The organism is Xanthomonas hortorum pv. cynarae (assembly GCF_002939985.1).
GTDB classification, from domain to species: domain Bacteria; phylum Pseudomonadota; class Gammaproteobacteria; order Xanthomonadales; family Xanthomonadaceae; genus Xanthomonas; species Xanthomonas hortorum_D.
This window is the reverse complement of sequence record NZ_MDFM01000025.1, coordinates 29,667-49,382: the sequence shown is the minus strand read 5'-3', so window position 1 is coordinate 49,382 and position 19,716 is coordinate 29,667. Positions and strand designations below refer to the sequence as shown.

The following is a 19,716-nucleotide window of genomic DNA, read 5'->3' as shown; positions in this document are numbered from 1 at the left end:
CCACCGGCGATACCGTCGTGCTTACTGGCTGACTTCCTGCATCGGCACCTTGTGCTCCTTGGAATAGGCGCGCTGCGCGGTATTCAGGGCTTCGATATCGACATTGAGCTGGGCCGACACGGTTTCCAGGTCCTTGGCCAGCGGTGCCAGCTCGGTATTGGTGTAGCCGTTGGGCAGTGCAGCAAAGCGCTCCAGCGCGGCCATCATCGCGTCGGCGCTCTTGAGGTAGGCCGACAACTTGCCGTCCAGGTCCTTGGCGTTATCCGGCACGCCCGAGGCAACGGCGGCATTGGCCTGCGCATTGGCGGCAAGCGCCTTGCGTTGGCTGCCCAGCGCGGTCTTGTAGCTGTCCAGCGGCTTGTGCGCGATGGCATCGTTCACCAGGCTCTGCCCGCGATCGCCGGACACCCACGGGTCGATGATGGTCACCGCGCCATTCCAGACCGAGATGTTGTGCAACAGGTACTCGCTGGAGGAGAGCTTGGAGGCGCCGGTGGTGGTGCCGCCGCCGCAGGCAGCAAGCAGCAGACTGAGAGAGACAAGCAGGAGTGTGGTGAACGTCTTCAAAGCGAAAGATCCTTGAGGGAAGACTGTTGCCGCCGTTGCATGGCGTCACAGCAAAAAATCCAAGGAAGCGTCCAGACAATCCGCGTGGCAGTGCTGCCGGCCATCTTCCTTGAGACGAATGCAGCGTGGAGCGTTCCATGTCACTCGATCGAGTGCGCTGCGCGGCGATTATAGCGGCTGCGACCAGGCTGCACGTGCATAGCGTCGTGTTGCAGTTGAAGGCCGCGTCCTGTCTGCGCGCGATCACGCCGACAGGCGCCGATGCAAAGTGCCAGCGGTAAACTGCGTCGCACGATTGCAGAGAGGCCTGCTTGAAAAAACGTCCCAAATCACCACCACCACCGACGCCGGTACCTGCCAATTCCCGCATCGTCGACTGGCTTGTCCGCGGGGTGGTCCTCGTGATCGCGGTGGCCTGTTGCGGGCGGCTATGGTTGTTGCTGCAGGCGGTGATCAGCGGGCGCTATGTCAGCGTCGTTCGTGGTCGGCCGGCCAGGACGTTTTATGCCGAGACCGACCCGCAGCGCTACTGGATCTCGATCGGCTGGGATGGCCTGTTGACCACTGCCTTGTTGGTGGTGGTGGGTGTGTTTGCGTATCTCGCATGGAAGGATTACCGGCGCGATCGTGCCGAGGCCATGCGGCGCGGCAGACGCTGATGGCAGGTCACGCACACCGACCATCTCCACTGGCCCTTGCCCGCTCACCGTCGCGGGACCTTACGCGGCATGGATGCCGCGTAAGAGCTTACAAGGACGTACTTGCAGCGTGTCCCGCGATGGTGAGGGGGCAAGGGCCTTGCAGCCAGGCCGCAGATCAGCGGCTGCACACACCTGGCAGTTCTGTTCGCGACTCTTGAACAGACTTCACGGTGTCCCACGCTTGCGCGAAGGTTTGGCTGCGTTGCGCTTCGGCCAGGTGTCGTAGCTGTAGACGAACTCTTTCTGGTCGGCACCGCCTGTCGGGTCGCAATGCCAGGAGCTGGCGACGATGCCGGCTTCCAGCACATCGTCGACCTCACGCACGGACTGCGATTCGAAGGCGCAGATCGCCCCGTAGAGTTTGACGTCCCAGTCCGGGCTTGCCGTTTGATGGGCATGCTGCACCAGCACAATGTCGCTGCCCTGGAAGTGGTGCACCTGTGCGCTGCGGTCGCGCGCGATGCTGAAATAGCACGGCGCACCGATGCCTAGGGGAAACACTTCGTCGTCGCGCAGCACTGCGCATTTTCCAGCGTGCTCGCCCAAGCGAATCGTGCGCCCGGCCAGTGTGGCGGTGGTGACAGGGTTGGAGAGCGTGACTTCAGACATGGGCTGCGCGGGCGGTGTCTGTGCCTGCGATTGCGTCTGTGCGCCTGCTGGCGTGCACAGCATCAGCACGAGTGGGGCCAAGCATAAAGCAGTGAGATGGAGGCGCATGCAACATCCTTGTCGAGGGCGGTGCAGTATCGCAGATTCATCCGCTATCGCTGTCTGCATGGCCCACGCGTTGAGGTGTCTCAATGATGGCGGGGGCGGTTGTACCTGATCGCGCAGACGACACTCAGCGCCGCGCAGGCAACGTCGCCAGCACACCATCCAAGGCGAGTTGCGTGCTGAAACCAGCCTTGCTCAGGCGCTTGCTCACTTCGTTGGGAACATCGCGCCCGCTGGTGAATTTGTTGGGCGCGCCGGTGTAATGGAACATGCGCCCGCCACGGCGCAGTACGCGTGCAAGCTGGTCGTAGAACACCTGCGAATACAGCTCGCCGGCAATGCCGAAGCGCGGCGGGTCGTGCAGGATGGCGTCGACCGAACCGTCGGCCAGTGCGATGACGTGCTGCGAAATATCGGCGTGTGTCAGCTGCAGACGTCCACCGCTGGCATCGTCGTCCGGATCCGGCGACCACGGATTGAGGGTGCGCAGCCACAGCACGTCGGCGTTCTTTTCGAACGAGTGCAGTTGCGCCACGTTGGCCTCCAGGCAGCAGGCGGCGAAATAGCCCAGGCCCCCACAGGTATCCAGCACGATCTTGCCGCGCGGATCCACCAGTGCCACCTTGCGGCGCGCATCGTCGAACGGCGACAGTTGTGCCGACGGCAACATCTTGATGCCGTCGATCTCGAAGGTGGGCGCGCCCCATTCGGTCGGCACCAGCTTGATCAACGCACCGTTGAAACGCGAGATCGGCGCAAAGTCGTCGCCGTCCCAGAAATACAGCGTGCGCTCCTTGAGCTTGCCCGGATACGGGTAGCCTCTGCCGCGCCACTGCCAGGTCTGCGCATCCAGCTGCGCAGTGCCGGTACTGCGGCCCAGGTCCAGCGACCCGGTCCATTGAGTCAGACCATTTCCGCGCGCCGCAAGCAGGGCTTGGGCGTCAGAGAGAATGAGTAGTGGGCCGGAGTAATGGGGCACGGGTGACAGGTCTGGATTCGGGCGCGTAGCGCGCGCGCCGGTGTCAAGGAAGGAATCGGCATCGTAACCGACCTATAGCGTGCCGGCATCCTGTTGCCTGCAAGTAACCCGGGAGTGCGCAAGCAGCGGCTGCGCGCAACGATTCCTCCAACGCATGGCGCACCGCATACTGTGCACTGCCCGCACCGACATCGCGTCGGATCGGCCAACCGTGGAGTGTCGGCAATGCTGAAGGGTGTGTTGTTGGGGTTCGCCTGCTATGCGGCCTATTCGATCAGCGATGCGTTCGTGAAGCTGCTCGAAGGCACGTTGCCGGTCTACGAAGTGCTGTTTCTCGGCGCGTTGCTGATGCTGGTGGCGGTGCCGTTCCTGAAGAAGCCCGACGACCGCCTGCGCGAGCTGGTGATGGCCAAGCAGCCCAGTCTGTGGCTGCTGCGTGCGCTTACCGGTGCGATCGGCAATCTGACCTCGGTGATTGCCTTTACCACCTTGCCGATGGCCGAGGCCTTTGCGCTGATCTTCTTGATGCCGATTTTCGTGACCGTGCTGTCGGTGGTGTTCCTCAAGGAAGAAGTGCATTGGCGGCGTTGGTCGGCGGTGATCGTGGGCTTCATCGGCGTGTTGATCGTGTTGCGCCCCGGCTTTCGCCATCTCACCCACGGGCATGTGGCGGCGATCGTCTGTGGCCTGGTGGGTGCGATCTCGGTGATCACCTTGCGCATGGCCGGCCATAGCGAGAAGCGGTTGACGCTCTATGGCGCCGGCGTGATCGGCCCGTTGGTGATGGGCGGGATCATGATGTCGCCGACCTTCGTCTGGCCCACGCTGTACCAGTGGTACTTGTTGGCAGGCTACGGCTTGCTCGCGGGTCTGGCGGCGATCTGCCTGATGTACGCCACGCGCATGGCGCCGGTGAGCGTGGTGGCGCCCACGCAATACAGCCAGATGTTGTGGGCGATCGCGTTCGGCTATCTGCTGTTTCACGACCATCTGGATTGGCCGATGGCGGTGGGTATTGCGTTGATTCTGGGCGCCGGTTTGTTCACGCTGGTACGCGAAGAACAGGTGTCGCGTTGGTGGCGACGGACCAAGATTGTTTGAGGTCGGCGCGGTGCGCCGCGGGAATGGGGAATCGGGAATGGGGAATCGGAAGGGCGCTGTTTCGACATGTCGCGATGCGCGTGATGCTGTTGCGATTCCCTATTCCCAGCTGAGCATTACGGTGACGTAGTGGATTCCGGGCGCGGTGCGCGCCAGGTTTCGACGATGCGCGCGTACTCGCCGCTGGCCTTGCTCAAATGCAGCCATTGGTCGACATAGGCCTTCCATGCGGGGTCGTCGCGCGGCAGCAGAAAGGCTTTTTCGCCGTATTGCAGCGCTTGCTCCGGTGCGATGGCGCATAGCGTGGGCAGGCGTGCCTGCTGGTACAGCGCCTCGGAGGCATCGGTGATCATCACGTCGGCACGCTGGTCCACCAGCTCCTGAAAGATGGTGGTGTTGTCGGCGAACAGGCGCAGGTTCGCGCGCGGCAATTCGCGCCTCGCGAAGGCTTCGTTGGTGCCGCCGGGCGGCTCGATCACGCGCACGTCGGGTCGATTGAGTTGCGCGATGCTGCGGTAACGGGTCTGGTCGGCGCAGCGCACCAGCGGGATCTTGCCGTCCACGTCCAGCACCGTGCTGAAGCTGGCCTGGCGTTGCCGCTGCAAGGTTACCGAGATGCCGCCGACTGCAATGTCGCAACGATCGGCGAGTAGATCGGGCATCAGTTGCGGCCAGCTGGTGCGTACGAATTGCACGCGTGCACCCAGGCTGGCGCCAAGCGACTGTGCCAGCGCGATGTCGCTGCCTTCGAAGTGCCCGTCTGCGCGCAGCAACGAATAAGGACGATAGTCGCCGGTGGTGCACACGCGCAGCACACCGGACCGCAGCACTGCATCCAGGCGTGAGGCAGGCTCGGCAGCATGCGCGCTGCCGCAGGTCAGCAGGAATGCGAGCAGAGCGCGATAACGCATGGTTTGGCCTCGAAGATGAGTCGTCATGATAACCATGGACTACACCGCTGGTTTCGGCGCGTTTTCAGCGAACGCACGTCAACAGCGTGTCAGCGCGGCGATGCTCAGGCTCACGGTGCACTAGCGTTGCGCGGCCTAGCGTTGGCGCACCACTGAACGCAACGGAGTCGTCCATGCATCTCAATCCATGTACTGCTCGCCCGATGACCATGTTCACCACAGGTGTGGCGGCGCATGGCACGCCCGATCCGGATACCAACGAAGAAGAAATTCCGTTGGAAGAGCAGGCGCCGCAGCAAGGCGGTTTGCGCGAGGAGGTGGGCGATCTGGAAGAGGATGACGATCAGGCACTGCCGGGCCGTGTAGGTGGTGGGCTTGCTGGGGGCTAGTAAGTGTTGGTTGCTGGGCAGCGTTTTGGGAGTTGATTAACACGTCAGGGGAACTGCACGTTGCCCGGTTCGAAATACACCGGCTTGTTGCCGTCTTCGGGCAGCGCGGGAATGGTATCGAGAATGGCTTTGCCGCGGATGTCGGTGATGCGGATGGACAGTGGTTGGTTGCCCAGTTGCTCACCGACGAAATGGTTGTAGTCCATCTTCTGCAACCTCTTCCAGGTGCTGCCTTGCTTCACTTCGAACTTGACCACCGGGTAGGCGTGGTTACGCACCTGGATCGCCGCCCACCAACGTGAGCTGCCTTCCTGGATGCGGTATTGCACGTTGCCGGTGATGGGTGCGCGCACGATTTTCCAGCTGATCGGGATGCGCCCCTGCACCATGTCGCCGATTGCAGCAAAGGCATTCGGTGATAAGTCCAGGCCGCCGGATGCGTCGTCCGGATAGAGATCGGTGACATAGACGACCGTCTTGCCCTTGGGGCCGGTCACTTCCAGATACGCGCCGGCAAGTGCGGCTTTGACCCCACCGAAGTTCATCTGGGTCGGGTTGAGTGCGGTGATGAATGCGTTGCTGGGAATCGGATCCAGCAGGACTGCACCGCCGGAATAGCCGGAGCCGGTGTAGGTCGCTGTGCCGCTGAAGGTGCTGTTCCAGGTGGTCGCCTTGCTCGCGTCGGCTTTACTCGCGCTTTTTGCGGATGCGCTGGCAGATGTAGCTGTCGCCAATCCCCACGCTTGATGCAGGATCTGCAGCTTGTCACTGCGCGGGCTGCCATCGCTGGCGAGCAGGCCGGCATTGTTGGCATTGCCTACTTCCCAGCTGCCCAGAAAGGCACTGCGCATGCCGGTGCTTGCCAGATAGCCGCTCAATGCCTGTTGCCATGCGGGATCGCGCGGGTCGCCATCGCCCAGGCCGCCGCCAATGCTGACCGGCAGCACCGCATGGTCGGCGGCAAACGTGCCGAAGTCGCGTTGCCAGCTCGCTGGCAGACCGCGTGGAAAGTCGGCCGCTGCGAAGGCATCTGCCGCATCGCGATCCGGCCCCGCCAGTTTGGGCATCAATACCAGTTGCTTTGCCGGAATACGCAGCGGCACGCAGGCAAGCGGCTGCAGATTGCTGCCGGGCGCCTTGCGCGCGGAGTCGCTGCAGAGCGCGTTGTTGCCGACACCTTCCACGCCCACCACCCAGCGTGGTGCCTGTTTGAGGACAGTGGCCGCCGCGCGTGAGGCGATGCGATTCCAGTCGGCGTCTGCGCTGTTTCCGGCCCAGGTGGCATTGCGGTAACCGCTGCTGCCCAGATCAATGCCGATCACACCGGTGGTGGTGCCGTAGCGGGCGGCGAGCGTGGTCAAGCCGTTCGTCCAGGCTTGTTGCTGCGCGCCCAGCTGCGGTGCGGAGTCATCGCACCCGCCATCGGCAAATGCCAGCAGGACCTGCATGCCGCGTTGGGTGCTGGCGCGCACGACCGCATCGAGCAGCTGCAACGAACTCAGGCCGCGCAGTGCGGGGTCGCCTGCGACATCGGCCGCAGCGACGGGCTCGGCTTGCAGCGTCGCCGTGCAGACCGGCACACGCAGCGCATTGATATCGGCTGCCTGCATCTGATCCAGCGTCTGTTGCAGCGTGCCGTTGCGCAGACCCGCTGCAACCAGCGCAGCGCGATCGAAGCCCGGCTAGGTCACGCCGCGCAGTTGCAGCGCCTGACCGCGTGCGTCGATCAGTTGCCCATGCGCATCGACCTGCACGGCCAATGCAGAGACCGGGGCCAGCAACGTCATGGCCAGCAATAGATGGGAGCGTGAGTACATGGGAGTGTCCTGAGGGTTGGGCCCGCGCAGGAGACCAGCAATCGCCACGTGCGGTCCGCGCAGTCAAGGAAGCGGGCAGGAGCGCGTGCTGCAGGCAGCGCAACGAGCGCGCTGGGACGCGGATCGCTGTTTGTACGAGATGCCGCACGGTTGCCATCTTGGTCGCGACAGTGCACGCCGCTGCCAACGCGTAGCCCTAGCTGCATGGCGCAACACGCGGCGCGCAACCCGTACTGTGCCCACCGCAGCATGGCGCTGTCCGCTCGGCATGCGCAGGCGTATTTGCCGGCCTACCCGGCGTCGCTGTTCAAACCGCTGGTGCGCGCTGCTGCGATCTCGTATTTTTGACGGCTTGTTCACTTGCCGGTGCCGTGCCCATGTCTGACCCGTCCGCGCCCGATCATCTGCAACGCAGTCTCTCCAATCGTCACCTGCAGCTGATCGCCATCGGTGGCGCGATCGGCACCGGGCTGTTCATGGGCTCGGGCAAGACCATCAGTCTGGCCGGGCCGTCGATCCTGTTTGTCTATCTGATCATCGGCGCGATGCTGTTCTTCGTGATGCGCGCGATGGGCGAGCTGCTGCTGTCCAACCTGGAGTACAAGTCGTTCATCGACTTCTCCACCGATCTGCTCGGGCCCTGGGCCGGGTTCTTCTGCGGCTGGACGTACTGGTTTTGCTGGATCATCACCGCCATCGCCGATGTCATCGCGATTGCGGCGTATGCGCAGTTCTGGTTTCCGGGATTGGCGCCGTGGATTCCGGCCATCGCCTGCGTGTTGTTGTTGCTGAGCTTGAACCTGGTGACGGTGAAGTTGTTCGGCGAGATGGAATTCTGGTTCGCGTTGATCAAGATCATCGCCATCGCTGCGTTGATCATCACCGGCGCCGGGCTGGTGGCGTGGGGCTTCCGCTCGCCCTCGGGCAATGTGGCCTCGCTATCGAATCTCTGGAACGACGGCGGCATGTTCCCGATGGGCATTGGTGGTTTCTTCGCCGGTTTCCAGATCGCGGTATTTGCCTTCGTCGGTATCGAGCTGGTCGGCACTACCGCGGCGGAAACTGCAGACCCGCGCCGCAATCTGCCCAAGGCGATCAACTCGATCCCGGTACGTATCCTGATTTTCTACGTGCTGGCGCTGATCGCGATCATGGCGGTCACGCCGTGGCGGCAGGTGGTGGCCGACAAGAGCCCGTTCGTGGAGTTGTTCGTGCTGGCCGGCGTGCCGGCGGCGGCGAGTTTGATCAACTTCGTGGTGCTGACCTCGGCCACCTCCTCGGCCAATAGCGGCATCTTCTCCACCAGCCGCATGCTCTACGGTCTGGCCGAAGAGCAACATGCGCCCAAGGGCTTCGCCAAGCTCTCGCGTGCGGCGGTGCCGGCACGCGGGTTGCTGTTCTCCTGCGTGTGTCTGTTGCTGGGCGCGATGCTGGTGTATCTGATTCCCAACCTGGTCACCGCGTTCACGCTTGTCACCACGTTGTCGGCGGTGCTTTTCATGTTCGTGTGGTCGCTGATCCTGTGCGCTTACATCGCGTATCGGCGCAAGCGCCCGGAGCAGCACGCGGCCTCGGCGTTCAAGATGCCCGGTGGCGTGTTGATGTGCTACGTCTGCCTGGCGTTTTTCGCCTTCGTCATCGTGCTGCTGACCTTGCAGGCCGACACGCGCCAGGCTTTGCTGGCCAGCCCGGTGTGGTTCCTGCTGCTGGCGATCGGCTATGCGGTGAAGCGGAAGCAGACGCGCACAGGCTGAGCGCACGCAAGACCGGCCGAAGACATCACCAAGGCCCCGCACTGCGGGGCCTTGGCGTCTGTGGCTGCACGGCGCCGCGATAAAGGCCACTGGCAGCTAAGCGCGTTTTGCGCGCGACGTTGACGCCGATCGGATGGAACGGGATGCTCGCCGCCATCCATTGCCACGGCCTGCCGCATGATCACGACGCACCCGATTGCCGGAACGCAGCACATGCAAGGTTCCTGGGTCGACCTGTGCCAACCCACTGCACAGGAGCTGGCGCAGGCTGCAGACAAGGTGGGGTTCGCGTTGCCGGATCGCGCGGCGATCGGCGAGATCGAATTCAGCAGCCGGGTGCGGCGCCAGGGCGAGGTGCTGTTTCTCAATGTGCCGCGCTTTCAGGACGACGATGGCCCGACCGCGCCGCTGGGCTTTGCGGTGTCGCCGACCATGTTGGTCACCTTGCGCGAGCAGCGCTTGGGCTCGCTGGAGGCGGTGGCCGCGCGGCTTGAACACGAGCCCTGCCACAGCGCCGACGATTTGTTGCTGCGCATGTTCGACCAGCTGGTGGGCCGCCTGGCAGACCGGCTGGAATCACTGGAAGCCGAGGTCACCGACACCACCCGGCAGGTCTTCGACGAGCCGCACAAGACCAAGGATCTGGAGCGCATGCTGCATCAGGTGGGCGGCATGGGCCGGCGCCTGGGCGGGCTGCACAATGCCGGTCAAGGCCTGCTGCGCCTGGTCACCTACCTGGATGACCAAGCACCGGACTGGTTTGGCGAGGATGCGGCCAAGCGCATCGGATTGCTGCACAAGGACCTGACCACCTTGAGCGAGTTCCAGCAGCACATGGACGACCGCATCGAGTTCCTGCTCGACAGCGTGCTGGGCATGATCAACATGGACCAGAACAACGTGATGAAGGTGATGGCAGTGGCCTCGGTGGTCGGCATCCCGCCCACGGTGCTGGTCGGCATCTGGGGCATGAATTTCGCCTACATGCCTGAACTCAAATGGCACGACGCCTATTTCTGGGCGTTGGGCGTGATCGTGCTGAGCATGGTGGTGCCGTTGGTGTGGTTCCGCAAGCGTGGGTGGGTGTGATGCATCAGAGCCGGAAACCCGTAGGAGCGCCCCTGGGCGCGATGCGGCGTTACCGGGAAGGCCCTCGCGCCCAGGGGCGCTCCTACGAGGTGCCGTCAGGGCAATCATCTGTTGCCTACAGTTGCGTGACTACGCAATGCCAAGCTAGGGCAGCTCGGTAGCTGTGCAGCTCGCGACAGAATGCAGGAAAATCGTAGGAGCGCACCAGGGCGCGATGCGGGGTTACCGGTAAGGCCCTCGCGCCCAGGGGCGCTCCTACAGGACGGCCTGGATCAGCCCTTGGCCTGGAAGCTGGCTTCTTCATACGGCTGCACCACCACCCAGCCTTCGCCGGCGAAGCGCATTTGCAGGCTTTCGCCCGAGCCGCGGCCGAACAGGGTGCCGATCGACACGTCGGTGACCAGCTCCGGGGTCAGCGTGCCCGACCAGGCCACGGTGGCGTTGGGGTCGGTGAACACCGGGCCGCTGCCAGCGGTGACCGGCAGGGTCAGTGGCTCGTAGTGCGAGGTGATCGCCACGATGCCGTGGCCGCTCAGGCGCACGTTGAACAGGCCACCGGACAGCATGCCGGCCACTTTGCGCATCATGGTGATCTTGTGCTCGACACCGGATTCGAACGCCAGCACGTCATTGCCGTTGACGAAGATCGCCTCGCCATTCAAACGCAGCAGCGTCACCAGCTTGCCGAGGTCGGCCAGATACACCCGGCCCTGGCCTTCGGCCTTCATCAGCTGCATGCCTTCGCCGCTGACCGCCTTTTTCAGCAGGTTGCCCAGACCCTGTTCCAGCAATCCCTCGCGGGTGAACTTGACGTTGCCGGTGCGCGCGACCATGGCGCCGGCCTTGGACCACACCATGCCGTTGAGGCGCACTTCCAGCAGGTGCGGGTTTTCCAGTTCGAACGGATCGGGGCTGACGTCCTTTTCCTTGGAATGGGCGAGAAATTCGTTGAGCGTGCGTACGGCCATGGGTCCATCCCTGTGCGTGAAAGAGTGCGCATGATACGCGGCGGGCCGGTGTCTTCGAAGCGTGCTGATGTGCGAGCCACTTTGCGTCTGCAGAGATGGCGCGCCGATCGGCACGAAGGCGCGTCGCAAATAAAACAACTGCTCGGCCTGCGCAATGCTTCTGAGATCAGCGTCGGATTCACGACACTGCTGCCGGGCTAGATTGCTCCTACAGATAACGTCTTTACGTTGTTCAAGGGGTTGGCCGATGCGCGTTGTTCGTGGCAATCGAGTGGAAGGGAGCTGGTCCGGAATGTCGCTGCGCGGTGGCGCGATCGCATCGCTGCTTGCCATCGTCGCCAGTGTAATTGGCGTGCACAGCGCACCCGCGCAAGCGGCAGTGGGACCGGGCGTGGTGACCGGCGACACCATCGTGCACGATCCTTCGATGCTCAAGCTCGGCGATGGGCGTTACTACATCTATGCCACCACCGGCGTGGTCACCAGTACCGACCGGACCAGATTCAGCAATGCGGGTGCGATCTTCAGCACCACACCGAGTTGGGTGCGCAACTACAACGCAGACAATCAGGTGTGGGCGCCGGATGTGTCCTTCCACGGCGGCAAGTACCTGATGTATTACACCGCGTCCAAATTCGCCACCAACACCTCGGCGATTGGCTTTGCCAGCAGCAGCACCGGCAAGCCTGGATCATGGAAGGATCAAGGCATTGTCTACACGTCAAAGAGCAGCGACGACTACAACGCCATCGACGGCAATCTGGTGGTGGATGGCGGCGGCAAATGGTGGTTGGCGTTCGGTTCGTTCTGGTCGGGGATCAAGCTGATCCAGCTCGATCCCGGCAACGGCAAGCAGCTGTCCAGCAATACGGCGCGTTACAGCCTGGCGAGCCGGCCGTATCCGGGTGCGGTGGAGGCGCCTTTCATCCAGCAGGCCAATGGCTGGTACTACCTGTTCGTGTCGTTCGATGCCTGCTGCAAGGGCGCCAGCAGCACCTACAAGATTGCAGTGGGGCGTGCGCGCTCGGTGACCGGGCCATATCTGGATCGCGCCGGTGTGGACATGCGCAACGGTGGCGGCACGGTGATCCAGTCCGGGTTGGGCAGCATGCATGGGCCGGGCGGGCAATCGGTGTTTCGCGATGGCGATGGCGACATTCTGGTCTACCACTACTACGACGATCGCGGCGATGCGCGTCTGGGCATCAATCGGCTGAGTTACGACGGCAGTGCGTGGCCGGTGGTGCAGTAGCAGCGATCACTGCAGCGCGCGGGTGGGCTCTGCAATGACGCAACGATCAGGCGATGCCTGTTGCAGTGATCTGCCAGCGCTGCCGACAGCCGGAAATGCGATGCCGCCAGCGAGGCCGAGCAATGCCCGGGATCAACGATTGCACCCTCAGCGCGTCGCCGCTTCGGGCTTGCGCGCGCGTTTGGCCGGCGCCGCCTTGGTCGCTGTGTCCGGGTATAGATTCAACAGCATCAAGGTGACGCCGTTGGTCCAGCCGAAGCCGTCCTGCAGCGCGTATTCGCCACCGCCGCCGCCGGCTGCATCGGCTTCCAGACCGTATTTTTCGACCAGCTTGTGCTCGCGCGCGAACAGCGCCTGCACCTGGGTGAGAAAGCGCTCGCCGATGGTGCGTGCCAGCGCGTCTTCGCCGTAACGGCGCAGGCCGTCCACCGCCACCCATTGCAGCGGCGCCCAGCCATTGGGCTCGTCCCATTGCTGGCCGGTCTTCACTGCGGTGGTGGCCAGGCCGCCGGGACGCAGCAGACGCGCACGCACGCTGCTGGCGGTGCGCTTGGCGTGGTCGTCCGACGACAGGCCGGCAAACAGCGGATACAGCGCCGCCGCAGTGACCTGGTCGCTCAGCTTGCGCGTCTGCCAGTCGTAGTCGGCGTAATAGCCGGCCTTGTTCCACAGATGCGCATCGATGGCCTGCTTGCGTTGCAGTGCCAGCGCCGCGTAGTCCTGCGTGCACTCGGCACCCGGCTGCGCGCAGGCCTGGGCCAGGGTGCGCTCCAGGTGATACAGCAGGCTGTTCAGATCGATCGGGATGATGGCGGTGGTGCGGATGGTGCGCAGGTTCTGGCCATCGGCCAGCCAGCGGCTGGTGTAGTCCCAGCCGCTTTCGGCACCGGCGCGCAGGTCGCGGTAGACCTCGGCGGCAGGGCGGTCGCTCGCTTCGGCGGCGGTGCGGGTGTCGTGCAGCCAGGCTTCCGGGCGCGGGGTGTCGCGCTCGTCCCAGTAGCGGTTGAGCAGGCTGCCGTCGGCCAGGCGCACCACGTGGCGGGCGGCCTGGCCGGGCTGCAGATCCTCGCTGCCCTGCATCCAGTAGGCGTATTCCTTCTGCAGCTGCGGCAGGTAGCGCTGATACACCGCCTCGCCTTCCACGCCGGCCTGCAGTTCCACCATGTAGGAGAAGAACGGCGGCTGCGAGCGGCTCAGGTAGTAGCTGCGATTGCCGTTGGGGATGTGCCCGTAGGTGTCGATCAGGTAGGCGAAGTTGTCCAGCATCTGGCGGCTGAGCGTGGTCTCGCCGCTCTTCACCAGGCCGAGCATGGTGAAGTAGGAATCCCAGTAATACACCTCGCGGAAGCGCCCGCCGGGCACCACGTACGGATGCGGCAGCGCCAGCAGGCTGCTGTACGGCGGCACGTGGGTCTGGCTGCGCACCAGCTTGGGCCACAGGTCGTCGATGTGTTCGCGCAGCGCAGTGTCCTGGCGGATCGCGTCGGTCTGCACCGGCGGCGACTCTTCGAAATTGGCGTCCACGAATTTGCGCAGGTCGAAACCGGGGTGATCGTGCTGCGCCAGATAGTCGGCGTTGATCAGTGCCGGGTCGCGCAGCGGCAGAAAGTCGACGAAATGCTTCTGGTCGTCGAACAGCTCGCCGCGCTGCACCGCCTGGAACAGTTCCGGATAGGCCAGGTCGGGCGTGGGCGGTGTGGCCGCCGGGGCATTGACGACCGGAGTGTCCATCGGCGCGGCAGTCAGTGTGCACGGCGCAACGAACATGCTCAGCGACAGGCCAAGCAGCGACGTGCAGCACGGGGGCGCGGCAGAACTCATGGCATCTCCAGAACGGGCAGTGGCGTAAGGCATGGTAAACGACCGAAGTGGCGGGCGGGACCGGACGATGGTGTCGGCGGGCCGACAGGCTTCGCACGGAGACGACAAGATTCAGCAAGATGATCCGGCGCGGTGTCGCAGGTTGTTGCGCCAATTCAGGCCTATCGGCGCGAATTGAGGCAGCTTGAGCAGGTGCGGTTCGGCGTAGTCAGTCTGTTCACTGCAAGATGCGCACCAGCCGTAGCGGGCTGAGCTGCGATTGCGAGCGGTGGCCGGGTTGCGCGGCGGGCGATTGAGAGTGGCTGACAAAACGTCATGAGCAGTCGCCAGGTAGGTGCGGGCGGCGCGGGGGAAATGGAGTGTACGAGTGGTACATGCCCCGGGCACCGGCCGCGCCCGCCTGGCGGCTACGTATTGGTTTTGATAGCCGCTCTAATCCGCTGCATCCGCGGGTGGATGGCAATCCGGACCACCGCTTGCGTTGATTCGGTTGACCGGGCGTGTTGTTGGACGCGCCGCCGCCCGCAGGTGGAACGTGGTCTCACACGCTTCATCAACAGGCACTAGCGCTTGCGTTCGGTTCCAAGCAAGCGTTGCAGCCGCAATGCGTTGGGCACCGCCAGCCCGGCGGCAGTGTTGTCGAAGATCACCCAGCGTTCGGCCTGCGGATGCGTGCCGTCGTGCGGGGTATGACGCATCGCGTCGGCCAATGCCTGCAGCGCGTTGTCGTCGTAGCTGCTGTAGTAAATGCGCTGTGCGCCATGCCAGCGCCAGTAGTACGGCCCGGCGGTAGGGCTTGGTGTGGCGGCTTCGGGAACCGGCGACGGGTCGGCGGCGCAGCGTGCGATGCGGTGGCGCGTCAGCAGCGCCTGTGCCTGCGGCAGAAACCAGCTGGCGTGGCGAGGCTCGCACACCACGCCGCCATCCCAGCGCCGCCGCAGCATCGCGAAAAAGCTGGCTGCCACGCGCGCATCGAAGGCGGCGCTGGGCGGCAACTGCAGCAGCAGGCAGCCCAGTCGCGTGCCCAGCGCGCCGGCCTGGGCCAGAAACGCATCCAGCAACGGACCGGCCGCATGCAGGCGCGCGTCGTGGCTGATGCTGCGCGGCAGCTTGACCGAAAAACGGAAATCCTCCGGCACGCTGTCGGCCCAGCGCGCATAAGTGCCGGCGCGGTGCGGGCGATGGAACGAGGAGTTGATTTCCACCGCATCAAAACGCGTGGCGTAACGCTGCAACACGCTGGCGCCGTCGCCAAACGCCGCGCGGTCGGCGGCCGGAATCGACCAGCCTGCACAGCCACAGCGCACACGCGGCACGGCGATGGACGAACGAGACGACATGACGGGGGAGCGATGCGATCGGGCAGCACTCTATGCATGCGCGCGCGTCAGCATTGCGTGTGCAGTGCGATCACGGCCGACTCACCCGCGACTTCGATACTGGGCGCATGCCAGAAGGCCCGTCCCTTGTCATCCTGCGCGAACAAACCGAGGCCTTTGTCGGTCGCAAGATCCTGCGTGTCTCCGGCAAGAGCAAGCAGGACATCGCGCGCCTGGATCAACAGAAAGTGCTGGCATTACGCAGCTGGGGCAAGCATTTTTTGATCGAGTGCGCGCAGTTCAGCGTGCGCATCCATTTTCTGTTGTTCGGCAGTTATCGCATCGACGAAGACAAGCCCAATGCGGTGCCGCGTTTGCGTCTGGAATTTTCCAAGGGCCAGCGGCTGAACTTCTACGCCTGCTCGGTGCAGTTTATCGATCGCCCCTTGGACGAGGTGTACGACTGGACGGCGGATGTCATGCATCCGCTGTGGGATGGCGCACAGGCGCGGCGCAAGTTGCGTGCCGCGCCATCCATGCTTGCCGCCGATGCATTGCTGGATCAGAGCATCTTTGCCGGCGTCGGCAACATCATCAAGAACGAGGTGCTGCACCGCATCCGGGTGCATCCGGAGAGCGCAGTGGGCGCGTTGCCAGCGCGTAAACTTGGCGAGCTGGTCACCCAGGCGCGCGACTACAGTTTCGATTTCTACACCTGGAAAAAGGCCTTCGTGCTGAAAAAGAATTACCAGGTGCATACCAAAACCAGCTGCCCGCGCGATGGCGCCCCGCTGCAGTATCGCAAGCACCTGGGCAAGGCCGGGCGGCGTGCGTTTTTCTGCGAAGTCTGCCAACGGCTTTACCCGGGCGAGGATGTGTGACGATGCGCTCAACGTGAATGGCGGCTGGCTCTTTCTGCCCAGACAACGAATTTCAAACGCGCGCAGGCGCCGCGCCCGCTAGATTTGCGCGTCCTGCACCGGGTTCACGGTGTGGCGTGCGCATCTCTCATCTCATCGGTCTCCCGCATTGTGACTACCCGCAGGAAGGAAACGCTTGTCCCGCATGTCGCCGCAGTCGCATGCACGGGCGCCATGCTGTTCTTTCTTGCCTGTCTGTTGCTGTATATGCCGCCGCCGCGCGAAACCCTGCGACACGACGACAGTTTGCAGGTGTATTTCGTGCCGCGCCCGCAGTTGATGCTGCCGGCACCGGTGGAGCCGCCGCAACCACGTGAGCGCACACCGCGCGCTGCGCCTGCCGCCGCATCGACATCGGCCGCCCGCAGTGCGCCGCCGCCGACACGGACCCCACCACCGCAGCGCCAGGTGGCCGCCGCCAACGCGCCTGCCAACGAATCGATGGCGGCCCAGCTCTATACCCGCGAAGGCCGTCTGCGCATGCCGCAAACGGCGCAAATAGATCCGATGGCGCAAAACGGTGCCGCCGTGCCGCCGGGCATGAGCGATGAGCGTGCGCAGGCCAAGGCGCGCAATGTCATGGAGCGGGTCAACCCGGTGCAATACCAGGACACCCGCTTCGCCAAGGACTGGAAGAGCGACGGCACGCTCGGCGATGTGGCGATGCAGGAAATGAATCGCGGCATGAAAAAATTCAACGACATGCTCAACGGGCCGCAGACGCAGGTGGCCAAGGCGCGACCGCCGCCGGATGTGCGCTTCAACCCCGCATTGGCCGGCAATCAGGCCGAGATGGGCAGCGAAGCGACCGGCGATGCCTACAAGGCCGCACCGATCGCGCACGAGACACCGCCCGATCTCAAGGGCGAAGCCAGCCGCCGCATCCGTGAGGCGCTGGCGGCGCTGGAGCAACGCAGTGCGCGTTGCGACGCGTCAAAACGCAAGACGCTGTTGTCGCCGGTGCGCACGCATCTGGGCGATCTTGAGCGCGCCGAGCACGCCTTGAACAACGGCGCCGACCCGGTAATGGCCGCGCAAATGCTGCCGCGCCAGGCCGACAGCGCCTACGATCTGGCCCGCCGCGCGCTGTGGTACGCCGATCGCCAGTTGAAGCAGTGTGCGACTGGGTGACGGGTTGGTTAGTGTGCAGCTGACCAAGAGCGGCTAACAGAACCTCTCTGATGCTGTATCAGTAGCGGCAGCGTGTCGGCCACACGCGCACCGTTGATGCGTGAGGACGAGCAGGTCGAGTTCGCAGTGTCCGCACCGCTTGCGGGACACGCAGTGTCGGTGGCGGCATCCATGCCGCCACACGGTCCCGCGATCGGTGAGGACACCGCACCAGGAAGTTGGTCGGTTGCTGGATATAAACCTGCCAGTTGCTCGGCTTGCGATGAGAAGATTTTCGGACGCAACGTTGTCCGAACAACGCACTAATGCACTGCTCGCAATCATGCACACCGACATTCTTGACTGGTCCTTGCCCGCCCACCGTCGCGGGACCTTACGCGGCATGGATGCCGCGTAAGAGCCTACACGGACGTACTTGCGGCGTGTCCCGCGACGGTGGGCGGGCAAGGGCCTTGCAGCCAAGCCGCAGATCATCCGCTCTAGAAACCGACGCATCCACACCGTTCAATCACCTTCCAGCCGCTCTAAACCGACGAGTGAGTGATGTGTTTTGGTTGGAGCCAGCCAGGGTTTGCAGGAGCTTGCACACCAGGCGCCGCACGATCGCTTGGCAACCGCACCCTCATCCGGCGCTGCGCGCCACCTTCTCCCGATGGGAGAAGGGACCAGCCGCTCTTGCCCTTATGCCTGCATGCGCCCAACTGCCCAGCCCAGCCCAGCCCAGCCCAGCCCAGCCCAGCCGCCCAGCCGCCCAGCCGCCCAGCCGCGTATGGCCGTCAGGAGTCGAATCACGGCGACGCCCGCCTCACAACAGCCCAATCCGAGCTCTACATAACGCCAATCCCAGCGCTACATAGGGCCAATCCGAGCGCTACAGCAGGCTATGAGTCTGTCCACGCAATACTTTTACTGAGCCGTACTCTTATCTGAGTCGCCCTACGCCAGACTCTGCCGATAGCGGTCTTTTTCGATACTCAGCGCCACTTCCGCACGCAGGAATACCTGGCCGATCGGTTCATCGCCACGGGTTGCCTGCGCCTCGCCGATCAGCACGGTGAGCCCGAGCGCGTGTTGTTGCTGGGCGATGTCACGCAGGCCCTGCAGCTTCTGTTCGGCATCGGGGCCGCGCAGCACGGCGATGAACTCCGCGCTTTCGGTGACGCGGTCTACGCTGTCCCCGCTGGCTTGTACATGCGCGGCCAGGGCCTGATCGAGTTGTTGCAAGGCGCGGCCCAGCAGCCGTTCGCTCTGTTTTTCGACCAGCGCTGCCAGCTCCTGCACTTCCAGAATGACCAGGTAGTAGCCGGTCTCGGCGTTGGCCTGGATGGCAACCTGCGCCACCGGCTGCAAAATCGCCTCGCGCTCGAGCTGCAATTCGCGCTTGCGCTCGTCCAGCAGGCGCATGGTGACGCGCGCCAAGGCCTGCAGGCCGGTGCGTTGAATCTCGGTGAGCGTGCGCGGCTCGGTGTCGAGCACGCAGACGGTGCCCAATGCCACGCCGTCGGAGGTGACCAGCGGCATGCCGGCGTAGAACCGCGCACCGGTTTCGCCGGTGACCACCGACACATCGGCAAAACGCGTGTCCTTGGTCAGGTCGTGCACTTCCATCAGGTGCTCGGGGCTACGGATGGCGTGATCGCACACTGCCTGGCTGCGATCGGTCTGCTGCATGCCCAGACCCAGTTGGGCCTTGAACCACTGGCGGTCGCGGTCGACCAGCGACATCAGTGCGATCGGCGTGCCGCACAACGAAGCCGCCACCTGCACGACGTCTTGATAGGTGTCCTCGGGCAGGCTGTCTACGATGCGGTAGCCATCCAGAACCTGTTGGCGAGAGGCTTCGTCAGCCATGGGCATTTCTTTCATTGAATAAGCCAGACAAGCGCGAGCGAGAAGATGCCACGATACCGGCGTTGCCGATAACGCGGCGTGGATATTGGCCAGGTGCGTTGGCGTGACCTGACAACGCGCATGGGAAGGTGCAGCAACGTGGTTGCCGCGCACGGCCCGCGGCTGCGCGATGGGCAGGTGCATCTGTTCAACAATCTGCACCTGGGCGACAGGTCCGATGCGGATGATCCGCGCAACCACTACGCGCACGGCGAGCCACCAGCGGGCATGGATGCGGCAAGTTTGCCTGCCGCCGCCGAACGCCAATGCTTGCATGGCGGCGCGGATGTCACCTGAAGCGGCGGGCTGCGCCCTTGCAGCCTCCTCTGATCGGCCTGCACGCAGTCACGTGCAGGCGTCCTGTCCGTGCGTCTGGAGACATCCCACCGCCGC

General features: G+C 64.1%; 17 protein-coding genes, 1 other RNA gene and 1 pseudogene. 9 read left to right on the top strand and 10 right to left on the bottom strand.

All coding sequences use genetic code 11. The features are described from left to right. Window positions 1-21: 21 nt before the first annotated feature. Window positions 22-567 carry a hypothetical protein gene (locus XcyCFBP4188_RS16480; RefSeq protein ID WP_006452317.1) on the bottom strand — a complete coding sequence of 182 codons (546 nt, stop codon included), beginning with the start codon at window positions 565-567 and terminating at the stop codon, window positions 22-24. Window positions 568-878: 311 nt separating this feature from the next. On the opposite strand from XcyCFBP4188_RS16480, the gene XcyCFBP4188_RS16475 reads away from it, so the two are divergent. Beyond that, window positions 879-1,226 (top strand): hypothetical protein, encoded by a 348-nt coding sequence (locus XcyCFBP4188_RS16475; protein ID WP_180334422.1) that lies wholly within the window; start codon window positions 879-881, stop codon window positions 1,224-1,226. Between the two features lie 207 nt (window positions 1,227-1,433). On the opposite strand, the gene XcyCFBP4188_RS16470 is transcribed toward XcyCFBP4188_RS16475, so the two are convergent. Beyond that, window positions 1,434-1,985: a hypothetical protein gene (locus tag XcyCFBP4188_RS16470; RefSeq protein ID WP_006448615.1), complete on the bottom strand. Its 552-nt coding sequence runs from the start codon at window positions 1,983-1,985 to the stop codon at window positions 1,434-1,436. A gap of 124 nt (window positions 1,986-2,109) precedes the next feature. After that, complete coding sequence (locus tag XcyCFBP4188_RS16465) at window positions 2,110-2,961, bottom strand: class I SAM-dependent methyltransferase (protein WP_006448614.1); 852 nt, start codon at window positions 2,959-2,961, stop codon at window positions 2,110-2,112. A 225-nt stretch (window positions 2,962-3,186) separates the two neighbouring features. Between XcyCFBP4188_RS16465 and XcyCFBP4188_RS16460 the strand changes: the two genes are divergently transcribed. Beyond that, window positions 3,187-4,062 carry a DMT family transporter gene (locus tag XcyCFBP4188_RS16460; protein ID WP_006448613.1) on the top strand — a complete coding sequence of 292 codons (876 nt, stop codon included), beginning with the start codon at window positions 3,187-3,189 and terminating at the stop codon, window positions 4,060-4,062. A gap of 116 nt (window positions 4,063-4,178) precedes the next feature. Here XcyCFBP4188_RS16460 and XcyCFBP4188_RS16455 read toward each other — a convergent pair whose 3' ends face one another. Then, entirely contained in the window at window positions 4,179-4,973 is a 795-nt protein-coding gene (locus XcyCFBP4188_RS16455) for a transporter substrate-binding domain-containing protein (RefSeq protein WP_104592452.1), read from the bottom strand. Between the two features lie 173 nt (window positions 4,974-5,146). Between XcyCFBP4188_RS16455 and XcyCFBP4188_RS16450 the strand changes: the two genes are divergently transcribed. Beyond that, window positions 5,147-5,362, top strand: coding sequence for a hypothetical protein (locus XcyCFBP4188_RS16450; RefSeq protein WP_043907154.1), 216 nt, complete (start codon window positions 5,147-5,149; stop codon window positions 5,360-5,362). A 44-nt stretch (window positions 5,363-5,406) separates the two neighbouring features. Here the strand turns inward: XcyCFBP4188_RS16450 and XcyCFBP4188_RS16445 are convergent. Beyond that, window positions 5,407-7,179: pseudogene (locus XcyCFBP4188_RS16445) on the bottom strand (expansin EXLX1 family cellulose-binding protein). A gap of 377 nt (window positions 7,180-7,556) precedes the next feature. Here XcyCFBP4188_RS16445 and cycA point away from each other — a divergent pair. Together cycA and XcyCFBP4188_RS16435 are read left to right on the top strand one after the other, a co-directional pair. After that, on the top strand, window positions 7,557-8,933 hold the full coding sequence (cycA, locus tag XcyCFBP4188_RS16440) for a D-serine/D-alanine/glycine transporter (protein ID WP_006448608.1): 1,377 nt from the start codon (window positions 7,557-7,559) through the stop codon (window positions 8,931-8,933). A 177-nt stretch (window positions 8,934-9,110) separates the two neighbouring features. Beyond that, a complete protein-coding gene (locus XcyCFBP4188_RS16435) occupies window positions 9,111-10,022 on the top strand; it encodes a CorA family divalent cation transporter (protein ID WP_006448607.1) in 912 nt (303 codons plus the stop codon). A gap of 272 nt (window positions 10,023-10,294) precedes the next feature. Here XcyCFBP4188_RS16435 and XcyCFBP4188_RS16430 read toward each other — a convergent pair whose 3' ends face one another. Further along, window positions 10,295-10,990, bottom strand: coding sequence for an AIM24 family protein (locus tag XcyCFBP4188_RS16430; protein WP_006448601.1), 696 nt, complete (start codon window positions 10,988-10,990; stop codon window positions 10,295-10,297). Between the two features lie 292 nt (window positions 10,991-11,282). Between XcyCFBP4188_RS16430 and XcyCFBP4188_RS16425 the strand changes: the two genes are divergently transcribed. After that, window positions 11,283-12,242 carry an arabinan endo-1,5-alpha-L-arabinosidase gene (locus XcyCFBP4188_RS16425; protein WP_046932947.1) on the top strand — a complete coding sequence of 320 codons (960 nt, stop codon included), beginning with the start codon at window positions 11,283-11,285 and terminating at the stop codon, window positions 12,240-12,242. 147 nt (window positions 12,243-12,389) lie between these two features. Here the strand turns inward: XcyCFBP4188_RS16425 and treA are convergent, their stop codons facing one another. The 3 genes from treA to XcyCFBP4188_RS16410 form a co-directional block, all read right to left on the bottom strand. After that, window positions 12,390-14,063: an alpha,alpha-trehalase TreA gene (gene treA, locus XcyCFBP4188_RS16420; RefSeq protein ID WP_074058329.1), complete on the bottom strand. Its 1,674-nt coding sequence runs from the start codon at window positions 14,061-14,063 to the stop codon at window positions 12,390-12,392. Between the two features lie 300 nt (window positions 14,064-14,363). Next, window positions 14,364-14,439: non-coding RNA, sX9 sRNA (locus XcyCFBP4188_RS16415), on the bottom strand. Window positions 14,440-14,626: 187 nt separating this feature from the next. Continuing rightward, the gene (locus tag XcyCFBP4188_RS16410; RefSeq protein ID WP_006448594.1) at window positions 14,627-15,403 is read right to left on the bottom strand and encodes a DUF72 domain-containing protein; all 777 of its coding nucleotides are present in this window, start codon (window positions 15,401-15,403) and stop codon (window positions 14,627-14,629) included. Window positions 15,404-15,510: 107 nt separating this feature from the next. Here XcyCFBP4188_RS16410 and XcyCFBP4188_RS16405 point away from each other — a divergent pair, with 107 nt between their 5' ends. Next, window positions 15,511-16,263, top strand: a complete 753-nt coding sequence (locus XcyCFBP4188_RS16405; protein WP_006448592.1) for a DNA-formamidopyrimidine glycosylase family protein — start codon at window positions 15,511-15,513, stop codon at window positions 16,261-16,263. Between the two features lie 150 nt (window positions 16,264-16,413). Further along, window positions 16,414-17,433 carry a hypothetical protein gene (locus XcyCFBP4188_RS16400; RefSeq protein ID WP_043907151.1) on the top strand — a complete coding sequence of 340 codons (1,020 nt, stop codon included), beginning with the start codon at window positions 16,414-16,416 and terminating at the stop codon, window positions 17,431-17,433. Between the two features lie 936 nt (window positions 17,434-18,369). Here XcyCFBP4188_RS16400 and XcyCFBP4188_RS16390 read toward each other — a convergent pair. Then, on the bottom strand, window positions 18,370-19,299 hold the full coding sequence (locus tag XcyCFBP4188_RS16390) for a GAF domain-containing protein (protein ID WP_043911417.1): 930 nt from the start codon (window positions 19,297-19,299) through the stop codon (window positions 18,370-18,372). Window positions 19,300-19,422: 123 nt separating this feature from the next. Here XcyCFBP4188_RS16390 and XcyCFBP4188_RS23220 point away from each other — a divergent pair, with 123 nt between their 5' ends. Continuing rightward, window positions 19,423-19,620, top strand: coding sequence for a hypothetical protein (locus tag XcyCFBP4188_RS23220; protein WP_174705855.1), 198 nt, complete (start codon window positions 19,423-19,425; stop codon window positions 19,618-19,620). The last annotated feature ends 96 nt before the right edge of the window (window positions 19,621-19,716 follow it).

Excerpts from the sequence above, each read along its gene's own strand:
- XcyCFBP4188_RS16470 (WP_006448615.1), bottom strand. The coding sequence starts at position 1,985 with ATGCGCCTCCATCTCACTGCTTTATGCTTGGCCCCACTCGTGCTGATG.
- XcyCFBP4188_RS16460 (WP_006448613.1), top strand. The coding sequence starts at position 3,187 with ATGCTGAAGGGTGTGTTGTTGGGGTTCGCCTGCTATGCGGCCTATTCG.
- XcyCFBP4188_RS16455 (WP_104592452.1), bottom strand. The coding sequence starts at position 4,973 with ATGCGTTATCGCGCTCTGCTCGCATTCCTGCTGACCTGCGGCAGCGCG.
- XcyCFBP4188_RS16450 (WP_043907154.1), top strand. The coding sequence starts at position 5,147 with ATGCATCTCAATCCATGTACTGCTCGCCCGATGACCATGTTCACCACA.
- cycA (WP_006448608.1), top strand. The coding sequence starts at position 7,557 with ATGTCTGACCCGTCCGCGCCCGATCATCTGCAACGCAGTCTCTCCAAT.
- XcyCFBP4188_RS16435 (WP_006448607.1), top strand. The coding sequence starts at position 9,111 with ATGATCACGACGCACCCGATTGCCGGAACGCAGCACATGCAAGGTTCC.
- XcyCFBP4188_RS16430 (WP_006448601.1), bottom strand. The coding sequence starts at position 10,990 with ATGGCCGTACGCACGCTCAACGAATTTCTCGCCCATTCCAAGGAAAAG.
- XcyCFBP4188_RS16425 (WP_046932947.1), top strand. The coding sequence starts at position 11,283 with ATGTCGCTGCGCGGTGGCGCGATCGCATCGCTGCTTGCCATCGTCGCC.
- treA (WP_074058329.1), bottom strand. The coding sequence starts at position 14,063 with ATGAGTTCTGCCGCGCCCCCGTGCTGCACGTCGCTGCTTGGCCTGTCG.
- XcyCFBP4188_RS16410 (WP_006448594.1), bottom strand. The coding sequence starts at position 15,403 with ATGTCGTCTCGTTCGTCCATCGCCGTGCCGCGTGTGCGCTGTGGCTGT.
- XcyCFBP4188_RS16405 (WP_006448592.1), top strand. The coding sequence starts at position 15,511 with ATGCCAGAAGGCCCGTCCCTTGTCATCCTGCGCGAACAAACCGAGGCC.
- XcyCFBP4188_RS16390 (WP_043911417.1), bottom strand. The coding sequence starts at position 19,299 with ATGAAAGAAATGCCCATGGCTGACGAAGCCTCTCGCCAACAGGTTCTG.